This window comes from Shewanella aquimarina (assembly GCF_023349185.1).
GTDB lineage: Bacteria > Pseudomonadota > Gammaproteobacteria > Enterobacterales > Shewanellaceae > Shewanella > Shewanella aquimarina.
The window spans coordinates 427,803-443,658 of record NZ_JAKIKY010000001.1 but is presented as its reverse complement, the minus strand read 5'-3'; the positions used below and the strand labels follow the sequence as shown (position 1 = coordinate 443,658).

The following is a 15,856-nucleotide window of genomic DNA, read 5'->3' as shown; positions in this document are numbered from 1 at the left end:
ACTCTTCTTCTGTTGGGGGAAAGTAGCCAAGCCAGCGGCCCGGCTACTTGCCTTGTTCAGCCTAGGCTTTCATCGCCTGGATAAGTGCAGGCAGTACCTTGTTGATGTCGCCCACCAGGCCGTAATCCACATATTGGAAGATCGGCGCATTCTTATCCTTGTTGACCGCGAGGATGGTTTGAGAGCCTAGGGCGCCCACCATGTGCTGGATCTGTCCCGAGATCCCCAGGGCAAGATAGACATCGGGTTTGAGCATCACACCCGACACGCCCACATAACGCTCGCGCTCCATCCACTTCTCGGTCTCGGCGATAGGGCGAGAGCAGCCGAGTTCGGCCTGGAAGGTGGCGGCAAGCTCGCCGGCGAGCGCCAGGTTGTCCAGGCTGCCGATACCGCTACCGACGGCGATAACACGTTTGGCCTTACCTAGGTCGACGCTGTTACCTTGCTTGACGCGGCGCTCGATGCAGGTGATCGCCTGCTTAGGGGCGACGAAGGGCAAGGAAACGCCTTCACCTGTTAATGAGGTATCGGCCGCTTGTGGCTCAAAGGCGCCGCTGGCAAGGGTGACTAAGGCCACAGTAGAGGCAATTCGCTCGGTGCCGATGGCTAGGCCGCCGTACACCATGTGTTTGGCAACGACGCCATCGTCGAGTGTCACCTCGGTTGCATCGTTGATCAGGCCTGCTTCGAGCTGGACACTGAGTTTTGCCGCCAGCGCCTTGCAACGCTTGGTTGCCGGTAGCAGCATCAGTGCAGGTTTCTCGCCATCCTTGATGGCCTGGCTCATGGTTGTCGCAAAGTCTTCGATCATCTGGGTGTCGGCCTTGTTGCCTAGGTAGTAGACATGGCTGGCACCATAGGAATAGGCGGTCGCGATATCGGCTTCGCTGCCGATGATAAAGGCCGATACTTTTTCGCCCAGGGCGCGACCACCGGCGATCGTTTCGGGTAGACGTGCAGCAATATCACTAAATACCCATACATTTGACAGTTTGCTCATCGTATTCCCCTCGATTAGTTAAGTGCTTTACGTAGATGGTCGGCAAAGGCCGCGATTTGTGCCTCATCGTCACCTTCGACGATGACTTGTGCACGCTCGGCCTGTTTAGGTGCGACAACACTGATGGCGTCGACCAGTTTAGGTAGGGCTGCCAATTCAAGCGCTTCTGTGTCCAGCGTGGAAACGGGTTTCTTGGCCGCAGCCAGAATCGTCTTCATCGATGGGATCTGAGGTTCGTTGATGTCGGCAGATACCGAGACTACTGCAGGCAGCATGATTTCCAGCACTTCGACTTCATCGTCCAATGCGCGCTCGACGGTCAGGGTGTTTTCGGTTACCGAGACAATCTTGCTGACGGCATTGATGGTGCTGACATTTAGTAGCTCACCTAATTGCATGCCAACCTGCTGGGCGAACAGATCGCCCGAGCCATCACCACAAAGGATCAGGTCGAACTCGCATTTGCGCGCTGCGCTAGCAAGCACACGTGCGGTTTGATGGGGGAGCATGGCTTCAAACTGTTCATCGATCACTAAGGTCAGATCATCCGGGCCGCGAGAGAGGATATCTTTGCGTGCCTTTGGATTGTCCAGTGCCTTGCCACCAACGCTTAACGCGGTCAGCTGACTGCCTTCGACCATAGACTTTATCTGTACGCCAGCTTCAACGGCATTGAGATCGAATGGGTTGATCTTAGGGGCAGCCTTGCTGGTCTCTACTGAGCCGTCGCCATTGATCGATATGTCTTGTTCTTCGGGGACCAGTTTATAGCAGGTAATAATTTTCATTATATCTCCAAATTATCAGTGTTTATTTACTGTCTCATCAATAACGAGATGACATTAATATGTTGTCGACTAACCTGGCCTAGTTTATGTCAGGGTTTTCGACTCTTGATATTAATAAGTTAAACCTTGAGTCGTTACAGATAGACGATAAATAAATTGTATTTGCCATTCTGTTGATTGACTGTGTGGAAATTATAAGATCAGAAATATTTAATTCGATGTTACACACTTCACATTTATGGTTTGAATGTGTTTTTTCTGTAGGTAGAGTTTCTAACGGATATATTAGTCTGGCTAATATCGGTGTGTTTATTTAGTTTCTTTAAACTGGTTATAAGTTTGGCTAATAAGGTGGTTAAGATATCCTTATAGCCTGTTTAGCCTGGCTTATTTGTCTCGTTTTAGTTTTTCTAATGGCAACTTTAGAATTCGTTTTGAATGTTTTTCAACGACTCCGGTTACCACCGGGTTTCTATGTATATCATTGTTTTTAATGTGGTTTTGCCTGCCTTTTTCTGGTTATGTCTTAGGTTTAAATATGATGTAAATCACTATTTATTCCTGCTTTGATATCGCGAGCACATGTTTTTTGTGATCGGTTCGATAGTTGTTGTCGACGTATTTATCATCTTGAACGATGCTTTTTTGTCTGTTTTTTTTGATTTTATTTATACGTGATAACGATCACTGAACAATTAAAGTTGCCGCGTATTATTTAAATGCCTGCTAAGCCTTTAATGAGTCAGATTTAATGATGAATTTAAAGTTGTGTGGTGAATCAAAATAAAAACTGCTTATCAATTTTATGTAAAAGCGTTTATTGAACCCTGCTTATCAATAACGCGAAGCATATTAATTAAATTGGCTTTTACCTATTGTCCTCCTATGAAGAGGGAGATCTATTAAGATGAACGAAAAAACCATGGGATTTGATCTCGCAGCGGGGAAAAAGAAGAAGGTCACGATTGAACCTAAAATCTTTTTTCCTTCTCTGATTGCCGTCATATTGCTCTCTTACCTGACCGTAAGGGATCTCGATGCGGCAAACGTAATTATCAAGGATGTATTTCATTATCTAACCCACTCTTGGGGATGGGCATTCGAGTGGTACATGATAGCCCTAGCCATAGGTTGGGGTTGGCTGGTCTGGGGACCCTATGCAAACAACCGCTTGGGTCAGGAAAAACCCGAGTTCAGCACAGGTAGCTGGATCTTCTTGATGTTTGCCTCCTGTACCTCGGCCGCAGTGCTCTACTGGGGATCGTTAGAGGCTTACTACTACCTGACTTACCCACCCTTTGAAATCGAGTCTATGTCGGTGCAAGCCAAAGAGCTTGGGGTGGCCTATAGTCTCTTCCACTGGGGTCCCTTGCCTTGGATGGGCTATGGCTTCTTTACTGTCGCCCTGGGTTACTTCCTGTTCGTGAAGAAGATGGATGTGGTTCGTCCGAGCGGTACCCTTGAGCCGGTACTGGGCAAGCATCACAAGGGGATCCTGGGTTCCTTCATCGACAACATCTATGTCGTGGCATTAATCCTGGCCATGGGCACCAGCCTAGGTTTAGCGACGCCGCTGGTGACCGAGTGTATTCAGTGGTTGTTTGGCATCGAGCGTACTATTGAGGTCGATACCTTTGTTATCTCTGTGTGGATCATCTTTAACGCCGTGTGCGTGGCATTTGGTCTGACTAAGGGGATCAAAATAGCCAGTGACCTGCGTAGCTACCTGAGCATCATCATGCTGTTCTGGGTGTTCTTAATCGGTGCAACCAGCTTTACCGTCAACTACTTCACCGAATCTGTCGGTGTGATGCTGGCTTACCTGCCACGCATGCTGTTCTACACAAGTTCTATCAGTGCCGACAGCTGGCCACAAGATTGGACCGTTTTCTACTGGGCCTGGTGGGTAGTGTATGGCATTCAGATGTGTATCTTCCTCGCCAAGATCTCTCGCGGTCGTACCGTACGTGAGCTGTGTCTGACCATGGTATTGGGTCTAACCGCTTCAACCTGGTTCCTGTGGACCATCCTGGGCAGTAACACGGTTAACCTGATGCACGAAAGCATCATCAACATGGGCCAGCTTATTCAAGACCATGGTGCGCCGCGCGCCATCATTGAGACCTGGGCTGCCTTACCCATGAGCACTATCACCATGTGGGGCTTCTTCATTCTCTGCTTCCTGGCAACTGTGACCCTGATTAACGCCTGTTCTTACACCCTCGCTATGTCGACCTGTAAGGGCGCCGACGCCGACAACGAGCCACCTGTTTGGATCCGTGTGGGTTGGTCTGTGTTGGTGGGTGTTATCGGTATCGTGCTGCTGTCACTGGGTGGGTTGAAACCGCTGCAGACAGCCATTATTGCCGGCGGCGCACCGCTAGTGATTGTCAACATTCTGGTGATCATCTCGTTCTTAAAAGATGCACGTAAAAACAAGTGGGCTTCTTAGGTTGGAGCTTCTCCCCTAAGCAGTCGTTAACCGTAAAGATAGGAATATACGATGGACTTTAAATTAACCGACGAACAAGAGCTATTCGTTTCTGGTATTCGCGATCTGATGGCGAAGGAGAACTGGGAAAGCTATTTTGCCGAGTGTGATGAAAATAGCCAGTACCCTGAAAGGTTTGTCAAAGAGCTGGCTGAGATGGGTATCGATAGCCTGCTACTGCCTGAGGAGCACGGTGGATTCGAAGAGGGTATGGTAACCCTCACGGCAATCTGGGAAGAGCTGGGTCGCCTGGGCGCCCCGACTTATGTCCTTTATCAACTGCCAGGCATTGCGACTGTGCTGAGACACGGCAACCAAGATCAGATAGACAAGATCATGGCGCTGCGCGGCACAGGTAAGCAGATGTGGAACTCGGCCATTACCGAGCCAAGCGCGGGTTCAGATGTGGGCAGCCTGCTGACCACCTACAAGCGCCGTAACGGCAAGGTTTACCTGACGGGTAGCAAGTGCTTCATCACCAGCGCCGCCGGTATCCCTTACGTGGTGGTGATGGCTAAAGATGCCGACAGCGAAACACCTGTGTTCACCGAATGGTTTGTCGACATGACCAAGCCTGGCATCAAGCTGAGCAAGCTGCCTAAGCTGGGCCTCAAGATGGACAGCTGCTGTGAGCTGCAGTTTGACGAGGTTGAGCTGGAAGAGTCAGACATGTTCGGTATCGAGGGTAACGGCTTCCTGCGTGTGAAGGAAGAGTTCGATTCGGAGCGTTTCCTGGTGGCATTGACCAACTATGGCGCGGCCTACTGCGCCTTCGAAGATGCGGCCAAATATGCCAACCAGCGCGTACAGTTTGGTGAGACTATCGGTCGCTTCCAGCTGATCCAGGACAAGTTTGCCCATATGGCGATCAAGCTTAACAGCATGAAGAACATGGTCTATGAAGCGGCGTGGAAGTGCGACCAAGGCACCATGACATCGGGTGATTCGGCCATGTGTAAATACTTCTGTGCCAATGCCGGTTTCGAAGTGATCGACTCCGCCATGCAGGTATTAGGTGGCTACGCTATCGCCGGCGAACACCGCATCGGCCGTATGTGGCGCGACATCCGTGTCGACCGAGTCTCCGGTGGTTCGGATGAGATGCAGATCCTCACCCTGGGCCGTGCCGTGTTAAAGCAATATCGCTAAACGGGGAGGGCAGCGACGCGGCTCCCAGCGCCGCTGGCCAAGGATGGCGGTGTGATGGCCGCCATCTCCTCACAATCTCATTAACCTTGAAAATTCGCTACCGCATTGATGCCTGCGCATCAGTGCCGGGGACGGGTTTGTGTGAAAAAGGATGCTAGATATGTCGAAAAAGTTATTTACCCCGCAATTTGGTCCCCTGTCGGGCCTGCGTGTGGTGTTCTCAGGGATTGAAATTGCCGGCCCATTCGCGGCGCAGATGTTAGCCGAGTGGGGCGCCGAGGTGATCTGGATTGAAAACGTCGCCTACACAGATACCATTCGCGTGCAGCCTCACTATCCAGAGCTGTCGCGTCGTAACCTACACGCCTTGTCGCTCAATATCTTTAAGGATGAAGGCCGTGACGCCTTCCTTAAGTTGATGGAGACCACAGACATCTTCATCGAGGCCAGTAAGGGCCCAGCCTTTGCCCGTCGCGGCATCACAGATGAGGTGTTATGGCAACACAACCCTAAGCTGGTGGTCGCTCACCTGTCAGGCTTCGGCCAGTACGGCACCGAGGAGTACACCAACCTTGCGGCCTACAACACCATTGCCCAGGCCTTCAGTGGTTATCTGATCCAAAACGGCGACAAAGACCAGCCTATGCCGGCCTTCCCTTATACCGCCGATTACTTCTCGGGGATGACGGTCACCACGGCGGCCTTGGCGGCCCTGCATAAGGTGCGTGAGACGGGTGTCGGCGAGAGTATCGATGTGGCCATGTATGAGGTGATGCTGCGCATGGGGCAGTACTTCATGATGGACTACTTCAACGGCGGCGAAGTCTGCCCACGTATGACCAAAGGTAAAGATCCTTACTATGCCGGTTGCGGCCTCTACAAGTGTGCCGATGGTTACATCGTCATGGAGCTGGTGGGTGCCATGCAGATTGAAGAGATGTTCAAGGACATGGGCATTAGCCACCTGTGGGCAACGCCCGAGATCCCAGAGGGCACTCAGCTTATCCATAGGGTGGAATGCCCATTTGGTGACGAAGTCGAGACCAGCCTGGACAACTACCTCAACGGCAAGACCATCGAAGCCGTGCTGGCACGCTTTGCCGAGCTGAAGATTGCCTGTGCCAAGGTGCTGACCATCCCAGAGTTGGAAGGAAACCCTCAGTACCAGGCGCGTGAGTCTATCACCGAGTGGACCAACATCGACGGTAAGGCCTACAAGGGCCCCAACGTGATGCCTAAGTTCAAGAACAACCCAGGCAAGATCTGGCGCGGCATGCCTAAGCACGGCATGGATACCGAGGCGATTTTGAGCGATATCGGTTATTCGGCAGAAGAGATCGCGGCGCTGAGCGCCAAGGGTCTTGCCAAGGTGTTTGAAGGTAAGTGAGGAAAGTGATGGATATCGTGGGCAGCAGAACATTAAGGTGCATGTGGCAGGATCGTGCTCAGCAGTACAGTGATAACACGGCATTGATATATGAAGATACTGCCGGCGATATCCGCACCTTTACCTATCAATCTCTGGACGCCCAGATTAACCGGGCGGCCAACCTCTTCCTCAAACAGGGAATAGCCAAGGGCGACAAGGTGGCGGTGCAGCTGTACAACAGCCCGGAGTTTATCTTCTGCTGGTTTGGTCTGGCCAAGATAGGCGCGGTGATCGTGCCTATCAACACCCAATATGTGCAGGGTGAGTGCAGCTACATACTGACCAAGTGTGACGTCACCACCCTGGTGACTGAGCCAAGCTTTCTGCCTATCTATGAGGCGTTGGCGGCTAAGGGTCAAAGGCTTGAGCAGGTCTTTGTCGCTCGCGCTGCGGGAGAGCAGTTTGCTGGGCGGGTGAATTTCGATGATCAGTTAGCACTGCAGGCGCCAACTCTCGACCTGCATGTGCCGCTGGAAAGCGAAGACCCCGCGGAGATCCTCTTTACCTCGGGGACGACCTCTCTACCCAAGGGAGTGGTACTCACTCACTGCAACCTGCAATTTGCCGGGCACTATACCGCCTGGCAGACCCGCTTGACGGCCAAGGACAGGTATCTCTCCATGATGCCCAATTTTCACATCGATTTTCAGTGCAATGCGGCCATGGCGGTGTTTACCGTCGGTGCTTGCCTGGTGATGTTGGAGAAATACAGTGCCCGCCGTTTCTGGAAGCAGATTTGCGACTACCGAGCTACCATCACCCACAGCATGCCTATGATACTGCGCACCCTTATGCTGCAACCCGTGGCCGAGGGGGAAGACCAGCATTGTCTGCGGGATATGTTGTTTTTCATGCATATCTCAGATCAGGAGAAGCTGGATTTCGAGACGCGCTTCAAGGTGACCCTGTTTAACTCCTACGGCATGACAGAGACCCTGGTGGGCTTGATTGGCGACACGCCCGGCGAGCCTCGTCATTGGCCGTCAATAGGACGCCCAGGGCTGGGATATGAAGCCAAGGTGACCGATGAGACGGGGCGGGAGGTGACTCCTAACGTGGTGGGCGATCTCTGGGTCAAGGGGGTGCCGGGCAGAAGCCTGTTTAAGGAGTATTACCAGGACCCACAGGCGACCCGGGCGGCGCTAGGTGACGATGGTTGGCTGCTCACCGGCGACAAGGCCTACGTGGATGAGCGAGGCCTGTTCTACTTCGTCGATCGCAAGAGCAACATGATCAAGCGTTCGGGCGAGAACATCTCCAGTACAGAGGTGGAGAACGTGCTGATGTCACACCCCGCCATCCAGGATGCCGCCGTCATCGGCATAGCCGATCCGATTCGAGATCAGGCCGTTAAGGCGTTTGTCATCTTCGCCCCAGGCCAGTCACTCACCCTAGAGGAGATCTTGGCGTTTTGTAGCGCCAACATGGCCAAGTTTAAGGTGCCCAGTGTGGTGGAGATCCGCGAGAGCTTTCCCCGCACCTGCACCTGCAAAGTCGATAAGAAGTTGCTCGAGACCCGTTGAGGCCCCGAGCCGTACAAATTTTCTGTTATCACGCGATAACTTCAATGGAGTAGTAACATGAGCGAATCATTACACGTGACCCGTAATGGCAGCATCTTAGAGATCGTTTTAGACCGACCTAAGGCCAATGCCATCGATGCAAAAACCAGTTACGAGATGGGAGAAGTCTTCCTGGCATTTCGTGACGATCCCGAGCTTAGAGTCGCCATCATTACCGGTGCCGGCGCGCGTTTCTTCTCTGCTGGCTGGGATCTCAAGGCGGCGGCAGAAGGTGAGGCGCCAGACGCCGACTTCGGCCCGGGCGGCTTTGCCGGTTTGACCGAACTGTTTGATCTCGACAAGCCGGTTATCGCCGCGGTCAATGGTTATGCCTTCGGTGGCGGTTTCGAGTTGGCCCTGGCGGCGGATCTGATTGTGTGCGCCGACAATGCAAGCTTTGCTCTGCCTGAGGCCAAGCTAGGCATAGTGCCAGACAGCGGCGGTATGCTGCGCCTGCCTAAGTTGCTGCCAGCCCCTATCGTCAACGAGTTGATGATGACGGGCCGCACCATGGACGCTCAGGAGGCATTGCGCTGGGGGGTGGTCAACCGTGTGGTTGAGCAAGAAGCACTGATTGAGACGGCTCGTGAGTTGGCAAACGAGATCAGCCAGAGCGCACCACTTGCCCTAGCGGCCATCAAGGAGATCTATCGTGAGACCGGCGAGTTGTCTGTCGAGCAAGGCTATGCCCATATCCGTGGCGGTCAGCTGAAGCACTATCCAAGCGTGCTGCACTCTGAAGATGCGCTGGAAGGTCCGGCGGCCTTTGCCGAGAAACGCGATCCTGTGTGGCAGGGTAAGTAAGCCTGCGCGTTAAATCTGGGATGGATGTCGCCTTTAAGGGGACGCCATCCCTGTATCGTTATCGGCAAAATTAAACCAAGCACTTTCCGTTGATAGGCGACTTTACGTTTAAGCAGTTTGCGTTTAAGCAGTTTGAGTTGAAGGAGTTAGCCATGCCACTCGATCCCGAGGTTGCGCAATTTTTACAAGAGGTTAAAGACTCGGGGGCGCCCGCCTACGAGACGATGACGCCCGCCCAGGCCAGACGTCAGGAGCTGATGGATCTAGCTATCGCCAAGGCCGGTAAAACGCCGGAGGCGGTGGGTGAGGTGATCCACAGCTTTATTCCCGGCCCGACAGCGGATCTGCCCGTGCGTATCTATCGTCCCTTGGGCGTCGAGGCGCCCGAAGCCGGCGCGCCAGCCTTAATCTTCATCCACGGCAGTGGCTGGGTGGTGTCTAACATAGAGACCAATGATCACTTTAGCCGCGCCCTGGCCAATCGCACCGGCGCCGTGGTGATCGCGGTAAATTATCAGAAGGCTCCCGAGCATAAGTTTCCGATCCCGATGGACGACTGCTACAGTGCGACCCTTTGGGTGTTTGAGCAGGCCAAGGCCTTGGGGTTGGATCCTAAGCGTATCGGCATCATGGGCGACAGCGCGGGTGGCAATCTGGCCGCCGCAGTGACCCTGCGTCTGCGCGACGAGATGGGGCCATCGCTGGCCTGTCAGGTATTGGTCTATCCTGCGGTGCAGTATGGATGGTCGACACAATCGGCCAAGACTCATGGCACTGGCTACCTGCTACAGCAAGAGAGCATGAAATACTACTGGCACCACTATATTCGTAGCGCCGCCGATGGTAAGCATCCTTATTGCTCCCCCTTAGATGCCGCCAGCCACAGCTGTCTGCCACCGGCACTCATCTATACCGCAGAGTATGACCCCCTGTGTGATGATGGCTTTAACTATGCCCAAAAGTTAAGACTGGCCGGGGTGCCCGTGACCTACAAGATGTACGAAGGAACCATCCACGGTTTTATCAAGATGTTACAGCGCTTCACCCAGGCGCAATTATTTCTCGATGAGCTGAGCGAGGCGGTCAGGCCCTTGCTTGCGCCTCAGGGGGAGTAACGGGCTCCTTCGTTTAGGGCGTTAGTCGTGGCTATCGCCCTCATCTGGTCAGCGATTGCGCCGCAGGATCTGCTGCGCAAACATACTCAGATACAGCTTTGTGGTCGATATCACTATTCAGCGATTGTTAATTGGTGATCTTAGTCTGATTACTGCAATTAAGCAGTAATTTAACCTGTTGTTAACTTAGATATTGTGCGCGGCGTTACATCTTTTCTCAGGATCCCTTGTTAGCATTTTGATTCGGTTTCCGCTTTGCTAAAGAGTCATGAATAATAATATTCCGCTAAGAGCGCTGCAGATATTTGAGGCGTGTGCCAGATTAGAAAGTTGTTCCCTTGCGGCGAACGAGTTGTGCATTACCCAGAGCGCGGTATCACAGCAGATAAAGCAGCTGGAAGACTACTTCTTAGAGAAGTTATTTTACCGGCAAAGCGGTAAGATTAATCTCACCGAGGCGGGAATAGAACTCAGAGAGCGTCTGGCGCCTGTGTTCTACGATCTCAATAGCGTCTGCTCGAGCCTGGTACAGAATATGACGGGCGAGGTCAGGGTGCACTCCTACACCTCGCTGGCGGCCAGATGGCTGGTGCCTAAGATGGAGCAGCTAAGGCAGATTTACCCCGAACTCAACATCAATGTCGGCATGTTTCAAAACGATATCGAGATGAGCGATATGATTGCCGACATCTTCATCGTGACGCGGGAATTTCAGGATGGTTATACCATCATTCCCCTGGTGACCGAGAAGCTGGTGGCCTTCTGTAGTCCGCAATATTACGCTCAGTCGAACGGCATAAGCGTCGATACCCTAGATCAACACTGCCTGCTCTATTCGAAACACAAGGATTATGGTGTCGACTGGGATACCTGGTTTAGAAACAATGAGCTAGCCATCAGTCCCAATCAGCGAAAGATCATCTTCAATCACAACATGTTGGCGGTGCAGGCCGCCATCTATGGTCAGGGGATCGTTTTGGGGCTGGAGCAGACCCTCAAGGTTGAGCTGGATTCGGGCAACCTGGTGAAACTGGATCTGCCGACCTGTCTCTCGGGCCTGACCTACTATATCGCCTATAAGACATCGAAGAAGCGCGACGCCCGTATCATGCGTATCGTCGATTGGATCATCGACAATTATCCGGGCGATCATCCGGGGGAGCGTATCCTGGCGCGTTAACGCCCCTTTCCTTGAGGCCTGCAAAACAATATCTTTTGGGTGCTTAACAAGTAAGCAACTTTTGTTATGATGAGTTTCCATTGACTTATCACTTGCTTATCTCATGTTAAGACACCTGAAATTGCTATTGCTCCTCCTCTTGTCACTGCTGTTTTTGCTGGTGGTCGGCGTCTATGTCGGCCTCAATCTCAGCCTGCCCAAGCTCTCTGGCGAGGTGAGCACAAATCAGATCTCGGCCAAGACCCTGATAGGGCGCGATCGCCTAGGCACAGCGGTGATCCATGCCGAGAATCGCCAGGATGCGGCCTTCGCCTTAGGCTTTGCCCATGGCCAGGACAGGTTCTTTCAGATGGATCTACTCAGGCGCAACTCGGCCGGTGAGTTGGCCGAGCTGTTCGGCAAGCCTGCGGTAAAACTCGATGAGTCGCGCCGCTTTCATCAGCTGAGAAAACGCGCCGAGCAGATCTATCGCCATCTGCCCACGGCCCAGCAGCAGTTGTTGCAGCGCTACGCCGATGGCGTCAATAAGGCGCTGGCCGAGCAGTCGCTGCCGTCGTTCGAATACCTGCTGACGCAAGCCGAGCGTCAGCCCTGGCGACCTGCCGACAGCCTGCTGGTGATCTACACTATGTATCTGGATCTACAAGGCAATACCCTTAAGCGGGATCTGACCCTGGAGCAGATAGAGCGGCGTTTTGGTCCCCAGATGCGCGCCTTCATCACCCAGGCCTCAAACTATCAGGCGGCGCTGGATAACAGCCTGTTTCCCTCCGATCCACCGGAAATCCCCCAACTAAACCTAAGCTCAAACCTGAGTCTAAGTCATAGCGATACCCTGGCTCGGCGCCTCGCCGTCAGCATAGAGGAACCCCTAGAGGTGGGCAGCAACAACTGGGCGGTCACCGGCAAGATGACCCGCACAGGCAGCGCCATGCTGTCCGATGATATGCATCTCTCCTTCGCGGTCCCCATCATCTGGTACCGCGCCCAGCTTAATTATCCCGACGCCAAGGGCGAGGCGGTACAGGTGACCGGCGTGTCCCTGCCCGGCGCTCCGGCGATAGTGGTCGGTAGCAACGGCAAGCTGGCCTGGGGATTCACCAATGCCTATATCGATACCGCCGACTGGGTGGCGCTTAGCGACGACGAGCCGCTGACCATAGAGCATGAGACCATCAAGTTGCCAAAGGGAGAGCAGGACTACCCGCTGACCCTGTCGCGCTTCGGCCCAGTGCGTCATGTTGACGGCCAGGCCTATGCACTGTCCTGGGTGGCCCATCAGGACTATGCGGTCAACATGGAGTTGATGGCACTCGAGCAGATGAGCAGTGCGGCCGAGGCGATGGCCAAGGCGAGCGGTTTTGGTATTCCGGTGCAGAATCTGATGCTGGCGGACGACAAGGGCCATGCGGCCTGGCAGCTGGCCGGCGCCGTCCCGGCAAGAAAGCAGGTGAGTGATGTCGCCCTGAGTGGCGAGCAGCTTGAATGGGGAAAATGGCAGCAGCGTGAGGCGGGGTTGCCCTCGCGTCAGGACCCACCGGGCGGCCGCTTGTGGAGCGCCAATGCCAGGGTGATGTCGACTCAGGAGGCGCAGCGTTATGGTGATGGCGGCTATGCCCTGGGAGCCAGGAGCGCGCAGATCAGAGACAGGCTGCTGGAACAGGAGCTGTTTGATGAGGGCGACTTCTATCGCATTCAGCTCGATAACCAGGCGCGCTTCTATCGTCCCTGGCACACCTATCTGCTTGCGGCCTTAATGAAGGAGCCCAAGCGCTTTGCCAAGGATATAGTGCAGCTCAGAGACTGGCAGGAATGTGCCTGCGCCGAATCGGTGGGCTTCACCCTGGTGAAGGCGTTTCGCACTCAACTGCTGGACAGCACCTTCGCGCCTATCGAAACCGAGCTGGCCAAGTCGCAGCTGAGCCTGTCGGTACTCAAGCGATATCTGGAGCCCGCCATCTGGCAATTGCTTAAGCAGCAGCCCACAGATTGGCTACCCCAGGAGCTTACTAGTTGGGATGCGCTGGTGATCGCCAGCTATGTGAAGGCCCGCGACGAGCTACTGGCAAAATACAGTGATGATGGTGAGCTCAGTGAGCTCAACTGGGGGAAGGTGAATACCCTGGCGATACAGCATCCCTTCAGTCGTCAGATTCCGCAGCTAAGTCGCTGGCTGGATATGCCTAAGGTGGCGGGTTTTGGCGACACCTTCATGCCTGCGGTGCAGCGACCTAGCTTTGGCGCCTCGCAGCGTTTCATCGTGCAGCCTGGCTATGAGGAGAGGGCGATCATGGCGATTCCTGGCGGTCAGTCGGGTCATCCTCTGTCTAAATATTATCGCGCCGGATTTGGCGAATATGCCCGGGGCGTGCCGACCCCGCTGCTACCCGGCGAGATAGAGGCCAGGCTGACCTTAGTGCCGAATCAGATGCCGCATTAGCCGTAGGATAGAGGCCGTAAAAATAAGTCGCCGTAATATATGTCGGCGCAGGAATAAGTCATCGTGAGATAAGCAAAAGCCACCCTAGGGTGGCTTTTGTTTTTGCCAGTTAAGGCCAGGTTTTCGACTGAGTCTAGAGCAGCGGCGCCTGGGGTTTGTAGCGCAGCAGTTCTCCAGGCAGTTTAACGCCCTGGGCATTGATGGCGTTAACCCTCGCCAGATAGGCGGCGCCATACATCAGGTGTTTGGCCAAGTCGACCGCGTGACGCTTGCTATAGTCGTCCAGGTAGCTGCCCTTGGCCCACTGATTGAAGGCGCCCAGCGCAGGCCCCGCCCAGATCTGATAGTCCATCTCACGCCCTGGCTCGCCGGTGTTTGACCAACGGCTCGAAAGCCCCAGATACCATCGGAAGATCAGCGCCATCTTACGCTTGGGATTGCCCTCGGCGCGCTCAATCTGCTTGGGATCGCGCTCGTTAAAGTGGGCGACAGTGCCGGCCCAGATCTCATCCAGGCTGGCGCGAAACACCTGCTTCTCCAGCTTGTCGCGCTCATCGACAGGGATCGCCTCAATCGAGTCGTAGCGGCTGTAGATCTCATACAGCTTGTTGGCGCGCATTGGGAATAGGGTGCCGCGTTTGACCACCTGCAGCTTGACGCCCATCTCAAACATATCCGCTGCCGGTGCCATGGTGACATCTGCCATCTCCGTGGTGGCCAGCAGCTTGCGGGTGTGCTCGCTGGCACCCGCCTCGACACAGGCCTGGTTGATGGAGCCTGTCACTATGTAGGCGGCGCCCATGTTGAAGGCCGCCAGGGCCGCATCTGGGGTGCCTACACCGCCACCGCAACCGACCCGCAGGGGCGTGGCGTATTGGTATTTGGCCTGGATCTCCTCCTTAAGCGCCAGGATAGTGGGCAGCAGGGTCACCAAAGGACGGTTATCCGTGTGGCCGCCCGAGTCCGCCTCGGCGGTGATATCGTCGGCCATGGGCACAGCCTGAGCCATCTCCATCTGATCATGGGTGATCAAGCCCTCGTCCACCAACTTCTGCAGCATCTTTATAGGTGCTGGCTGCATAAATTTCTCGGCGACCTCGGTGCGGCTCACCTTGGCGATCACCTTGTTGCCTATGATGATGTGGCCGTTGGCGTCGCGGCTCAGGCCGGCGGCGCGGTAGTAGACGATCTGCGGCGTCAGCCCCAGGAAGGCCGAGGCCTCGACGGTGCGCACCTTATGTTTGAGGAAGAGCTCGACGCTGCCGCGCTCCAGCGCGGGTTCGCTTGGGCTGTGGATCAGGTTGAACATGTAGGGGCCGTTTGGCAGCGCGGCTTGGATCCGTGCGATCGCCTGCTCAACCCGGCTTGGGATGAGTCCTGCGGCGCCGAAGGAGCAGAGGATCCCCGCCTTACCCAGGGCGATCACTAACTCTTCCGACGAGATGCCATTGGCCATGGCGCCGGCATAGTAGGCGTACTTGACGCCGTGCACCCGGCGAAAGTTGCCATCGCCCAGGCTCTCTGTGCCCAGGGCCGGGGTGAAGGCGCTGACCGGATGGCCTGAGGCCTGAGCGCCCGAACCTTGATTATTGGTCATCAGGCTCGCCTCGGTGGCGATGCCCACGCCCAGGTCGCTGTCGTTGACTAGGTAGCAGGCGCGGCTGAAATCCTTCAGCTGGGTGGCCATGGTGGCGGTGTCGAAGCTTACCTTGCTGTCGCTCACCTGCCAGGGCCAGGGAGAGAGCTGCTCGTTTGCAGTAGTCGGATTCATCTAATAAAAGACCTTTTTCGTCTTGGGCCGATGGTAGCGCCATGCACCTTTCATCTGGCATGGTGCGCTCGCATCGACCGATTTTCTTATGATGCTTGCTTAGAGTGAGCGCCGAGCCCGAGGT

The 15,856-nt window shown here is 54.6% G+C and carries 11 protein-coding genes; 8 read left to right on the top strand and 3 right to left on the bottom strand.

Translation table 11 applies throughout. From position 1 onward, the window contains the following. Nucleotides 1–61: 61 nt before the first annotated feature. Together L2731_RS01760 and fixA are read right to left on the bottom strand one after the other, a co-directional pair. Nucleotides 62–1,003, bottom strand: coding sequence for an FAD-binding protein (locus L2731_RS01760; protein ID WP_239851604.1), 942 nt, complete (start codon nt 1,001–1,003; stop codon nt 62–64). Between the two features lie 14 nt (nt 1,004–1,017). Further along, complete coding sequence (gene fixA, locus L2731_RS01755) at nt 1,018–1,791, bottom strand: putative electron transfer flavoprotein FixA (RefSeq protein ID WP_239851602.1); 774 nt, start codon at nt 1,789–1,791, stop codon at nt 1,018–1,020. A gap of 907 nt (nt 1,792–2,698) precedes the next feature. On the opposite strand from fixA, the gene caiT reads away from it, so the two are divergent. The 8 genes from caiT to L2731_RS01715 all read left to right on the top strand — a co-directional run bounded on the left by caiT (nt 2,699) and on the right by L2731_RS01715 (nt 13,961). After that, the gene (gene caiT / locus L2731_RS01750; protein WP_052813667.1) at nt 2,699–4,243 is read left to right on the top strand and encodes an L-carnitine/gamma-butyrobetaine antiporter; all 1,545 of its coding nucleotides are present in this window, start codon (nt 2,699–2,701) and stop codon (nt 4,241–4,243) included. Nucleotides 4,244–4,294: 51 nt separating this feature from the next. Then, a complete protein-coding gene (gene caiA, locus L2731_RS01745; protein ID WP_041509240.1) occupies nt 4,295–5,431 on the top strand; it encodes a crotonobetainyl-CoA dehydrogenase in 1,137 nt (378 codons plus the stop codon). A 160-nt stretch (nt 5,432–5,591) separates the two neighbouring features. Further along, nucleotides 5,592–6,818: an L-carnitine CoA-transferase gene (caiB, locus tag L2731_RS01740; protein WP_011866471.1), complete on the top strand. Its 1,227-nt coding sequence runs from the start codon at nt 5,592–5,594 to the stop codon at nt 6,816–6,818. Nucleotides 6,819–6,826: 8 nt separating this feature from the next. Continuing rightward, on the top strand, nt 6,827–8,383 hold the full coding sequence (gene caiC / locus L2731_RS01735; protein WP_283164997.1) for a crotonobetaine/carnitine-CoA ligase: 1,557 nt from the start codon (nt 6,827–6,829) through the stop codon (nt 8,381–8,383). A 57-nt stretch (nt 8,384–8,440) separates the two neighbouring features. After that, nucleotides 8,441–9,226 carry a crotonobetainyl-CoA hydratase gene (caiD, locus tag L2731_RS01730; RefSeq protein ID WP_249251578.1) on the top strand — a complete coding sequence of 262 codons (786 nt, stop codon included), beginning with the start codon at nt 8,441–8,443 and terminating at the stop codon, nt 9,224–9,226. Between the two features lie 152 nt (nt 9,227–9,378). Then, nucleotides 9,379–10,341 carry an alpha/beta hydrolase gene (locus L2731_RS01725; RefSeq protein WP_249251577.1) on the top strand — a complete coding sequence of 321 codons (963 nt, stop codon included), beginning with the start codon at nt 9,379–9,381 and terminating at the stop codon, nt 10,339–10,341. 268 nt (nt 10,342–10,609) lie between these two features. Then, a complete protein-coding gene (locus L2731_RS01720) occupies nt 10,610–11,521 on the top strand; it encodes a LysR substrate-binding domain-containing protein (protein ID WP_249251576.1) in 912 nt (303 codons plus the stop codon). Nucleotides 11,522–11,624: 103 nt separating this feature from the next. Then, nucleotides 11,625–13,961: a penicillin acylase family protein gene (locus tag L2731_RS01715; RefSeq protein WP_249251575.1), complete on the top strand. Its 2,337-nt coding sequence runs from the start codon at nt 11,625–11,627 to the stop codon at nt 13,959–13,961. A gap of 133 nt (nt 13,962–14,094) precedes the next feature. Here L2731_RS01715 and pfaD read toward each other — a convergent pair whose 3' ends face one another. Next, entirely contained in the window at nt 14,095–15,732 is a 1,638-nt protein-coding gene (pfaD, locus tag L2731_RS01710; protein ID WP_249251574.1) for an eicosapentaenoate synthase subunit PfaD, read from the bottom strand. Nucleotides 15,733–15,856 lie beyond the last annotated feature (124 nt).

Excerpts from the sequence above, each read along its gene's own strand:
- L2731_RS01760 (WP_239851604.1), bottom strand. The coding sequence starts at position 1,003 with ATGAGCAAACTGTCAAATGTATGGGTATTTAGTGATATTGCTGCACGT.
- fixA (WP_239851602.1), bottom strand. The coding sequence starts at position 1,791 with ATGAAAATTATTACCTGCTATAAACTGGTCCCCGAAGAACAAGACATA.
- caiT (WP_052813667.1), top strand. The coding sequence starts at position 2,699 with ATGAACGAAAAAACCATGGGATTTGATCTCGCAGCGGGGAAAAAGAAG.
- caiA (WP_041509240.1), top strand. The coding sequence starts at position 4,295 with ATGGACTTTAAATTAACCGACGAACAAGAGCTATTCGTTTCTGGTATT.
- caiB (WP_011866471.1), top strand. The coding sequence starts at position 5,592 with ATGTCGAAAAAGTTATTTACCCCGCAATTTGGTCCCCTGTCGGGCCTG.
- caiC (WP_283164997.1), top strand. The coding sequence starts at position 6,827 with ATGGATATCGTGGGCAGCAGAACATTAAGGTGCATGTGGCAGGATCGT.
- caiD (WP_249251578.1), top strand. The coding sequence starts at position 8,441 with ATGAGCGAATCATTACACGTGACCCGTAATGGCAGCATCTTAGAGATC.
- L2731_RS01725 (WP_249251577.1), top strand. The coding sequence starts at position 9,379 with ATGCCACTCGATCCCGAGGTTGCGCAATTTTTACAAGAGGTTAAAGAC.
- L2731_RS01720 (WP_249251576.1), top strand. The coding sequence starts at position 10,610 with ATGAATAATAATATTCCGCTAAGAGCGCTGCAGATATTTGAGGCGTGT.
- L2731_RS01715 (WP_249251575.1), top strand. The coding sequence starts at position 11,625 with ATGTTAAGACACCTGAAATTGCTATTGCTCCTCCTCTTGTCACTGCTG.
- pfaD (WP_249251574.1), bottom strand. The coding sequence starts at position 15,732 with ATGAATCCGACTACTGCAAACGAGCAGCTCTCTCCCTGGCCCTGGCAG.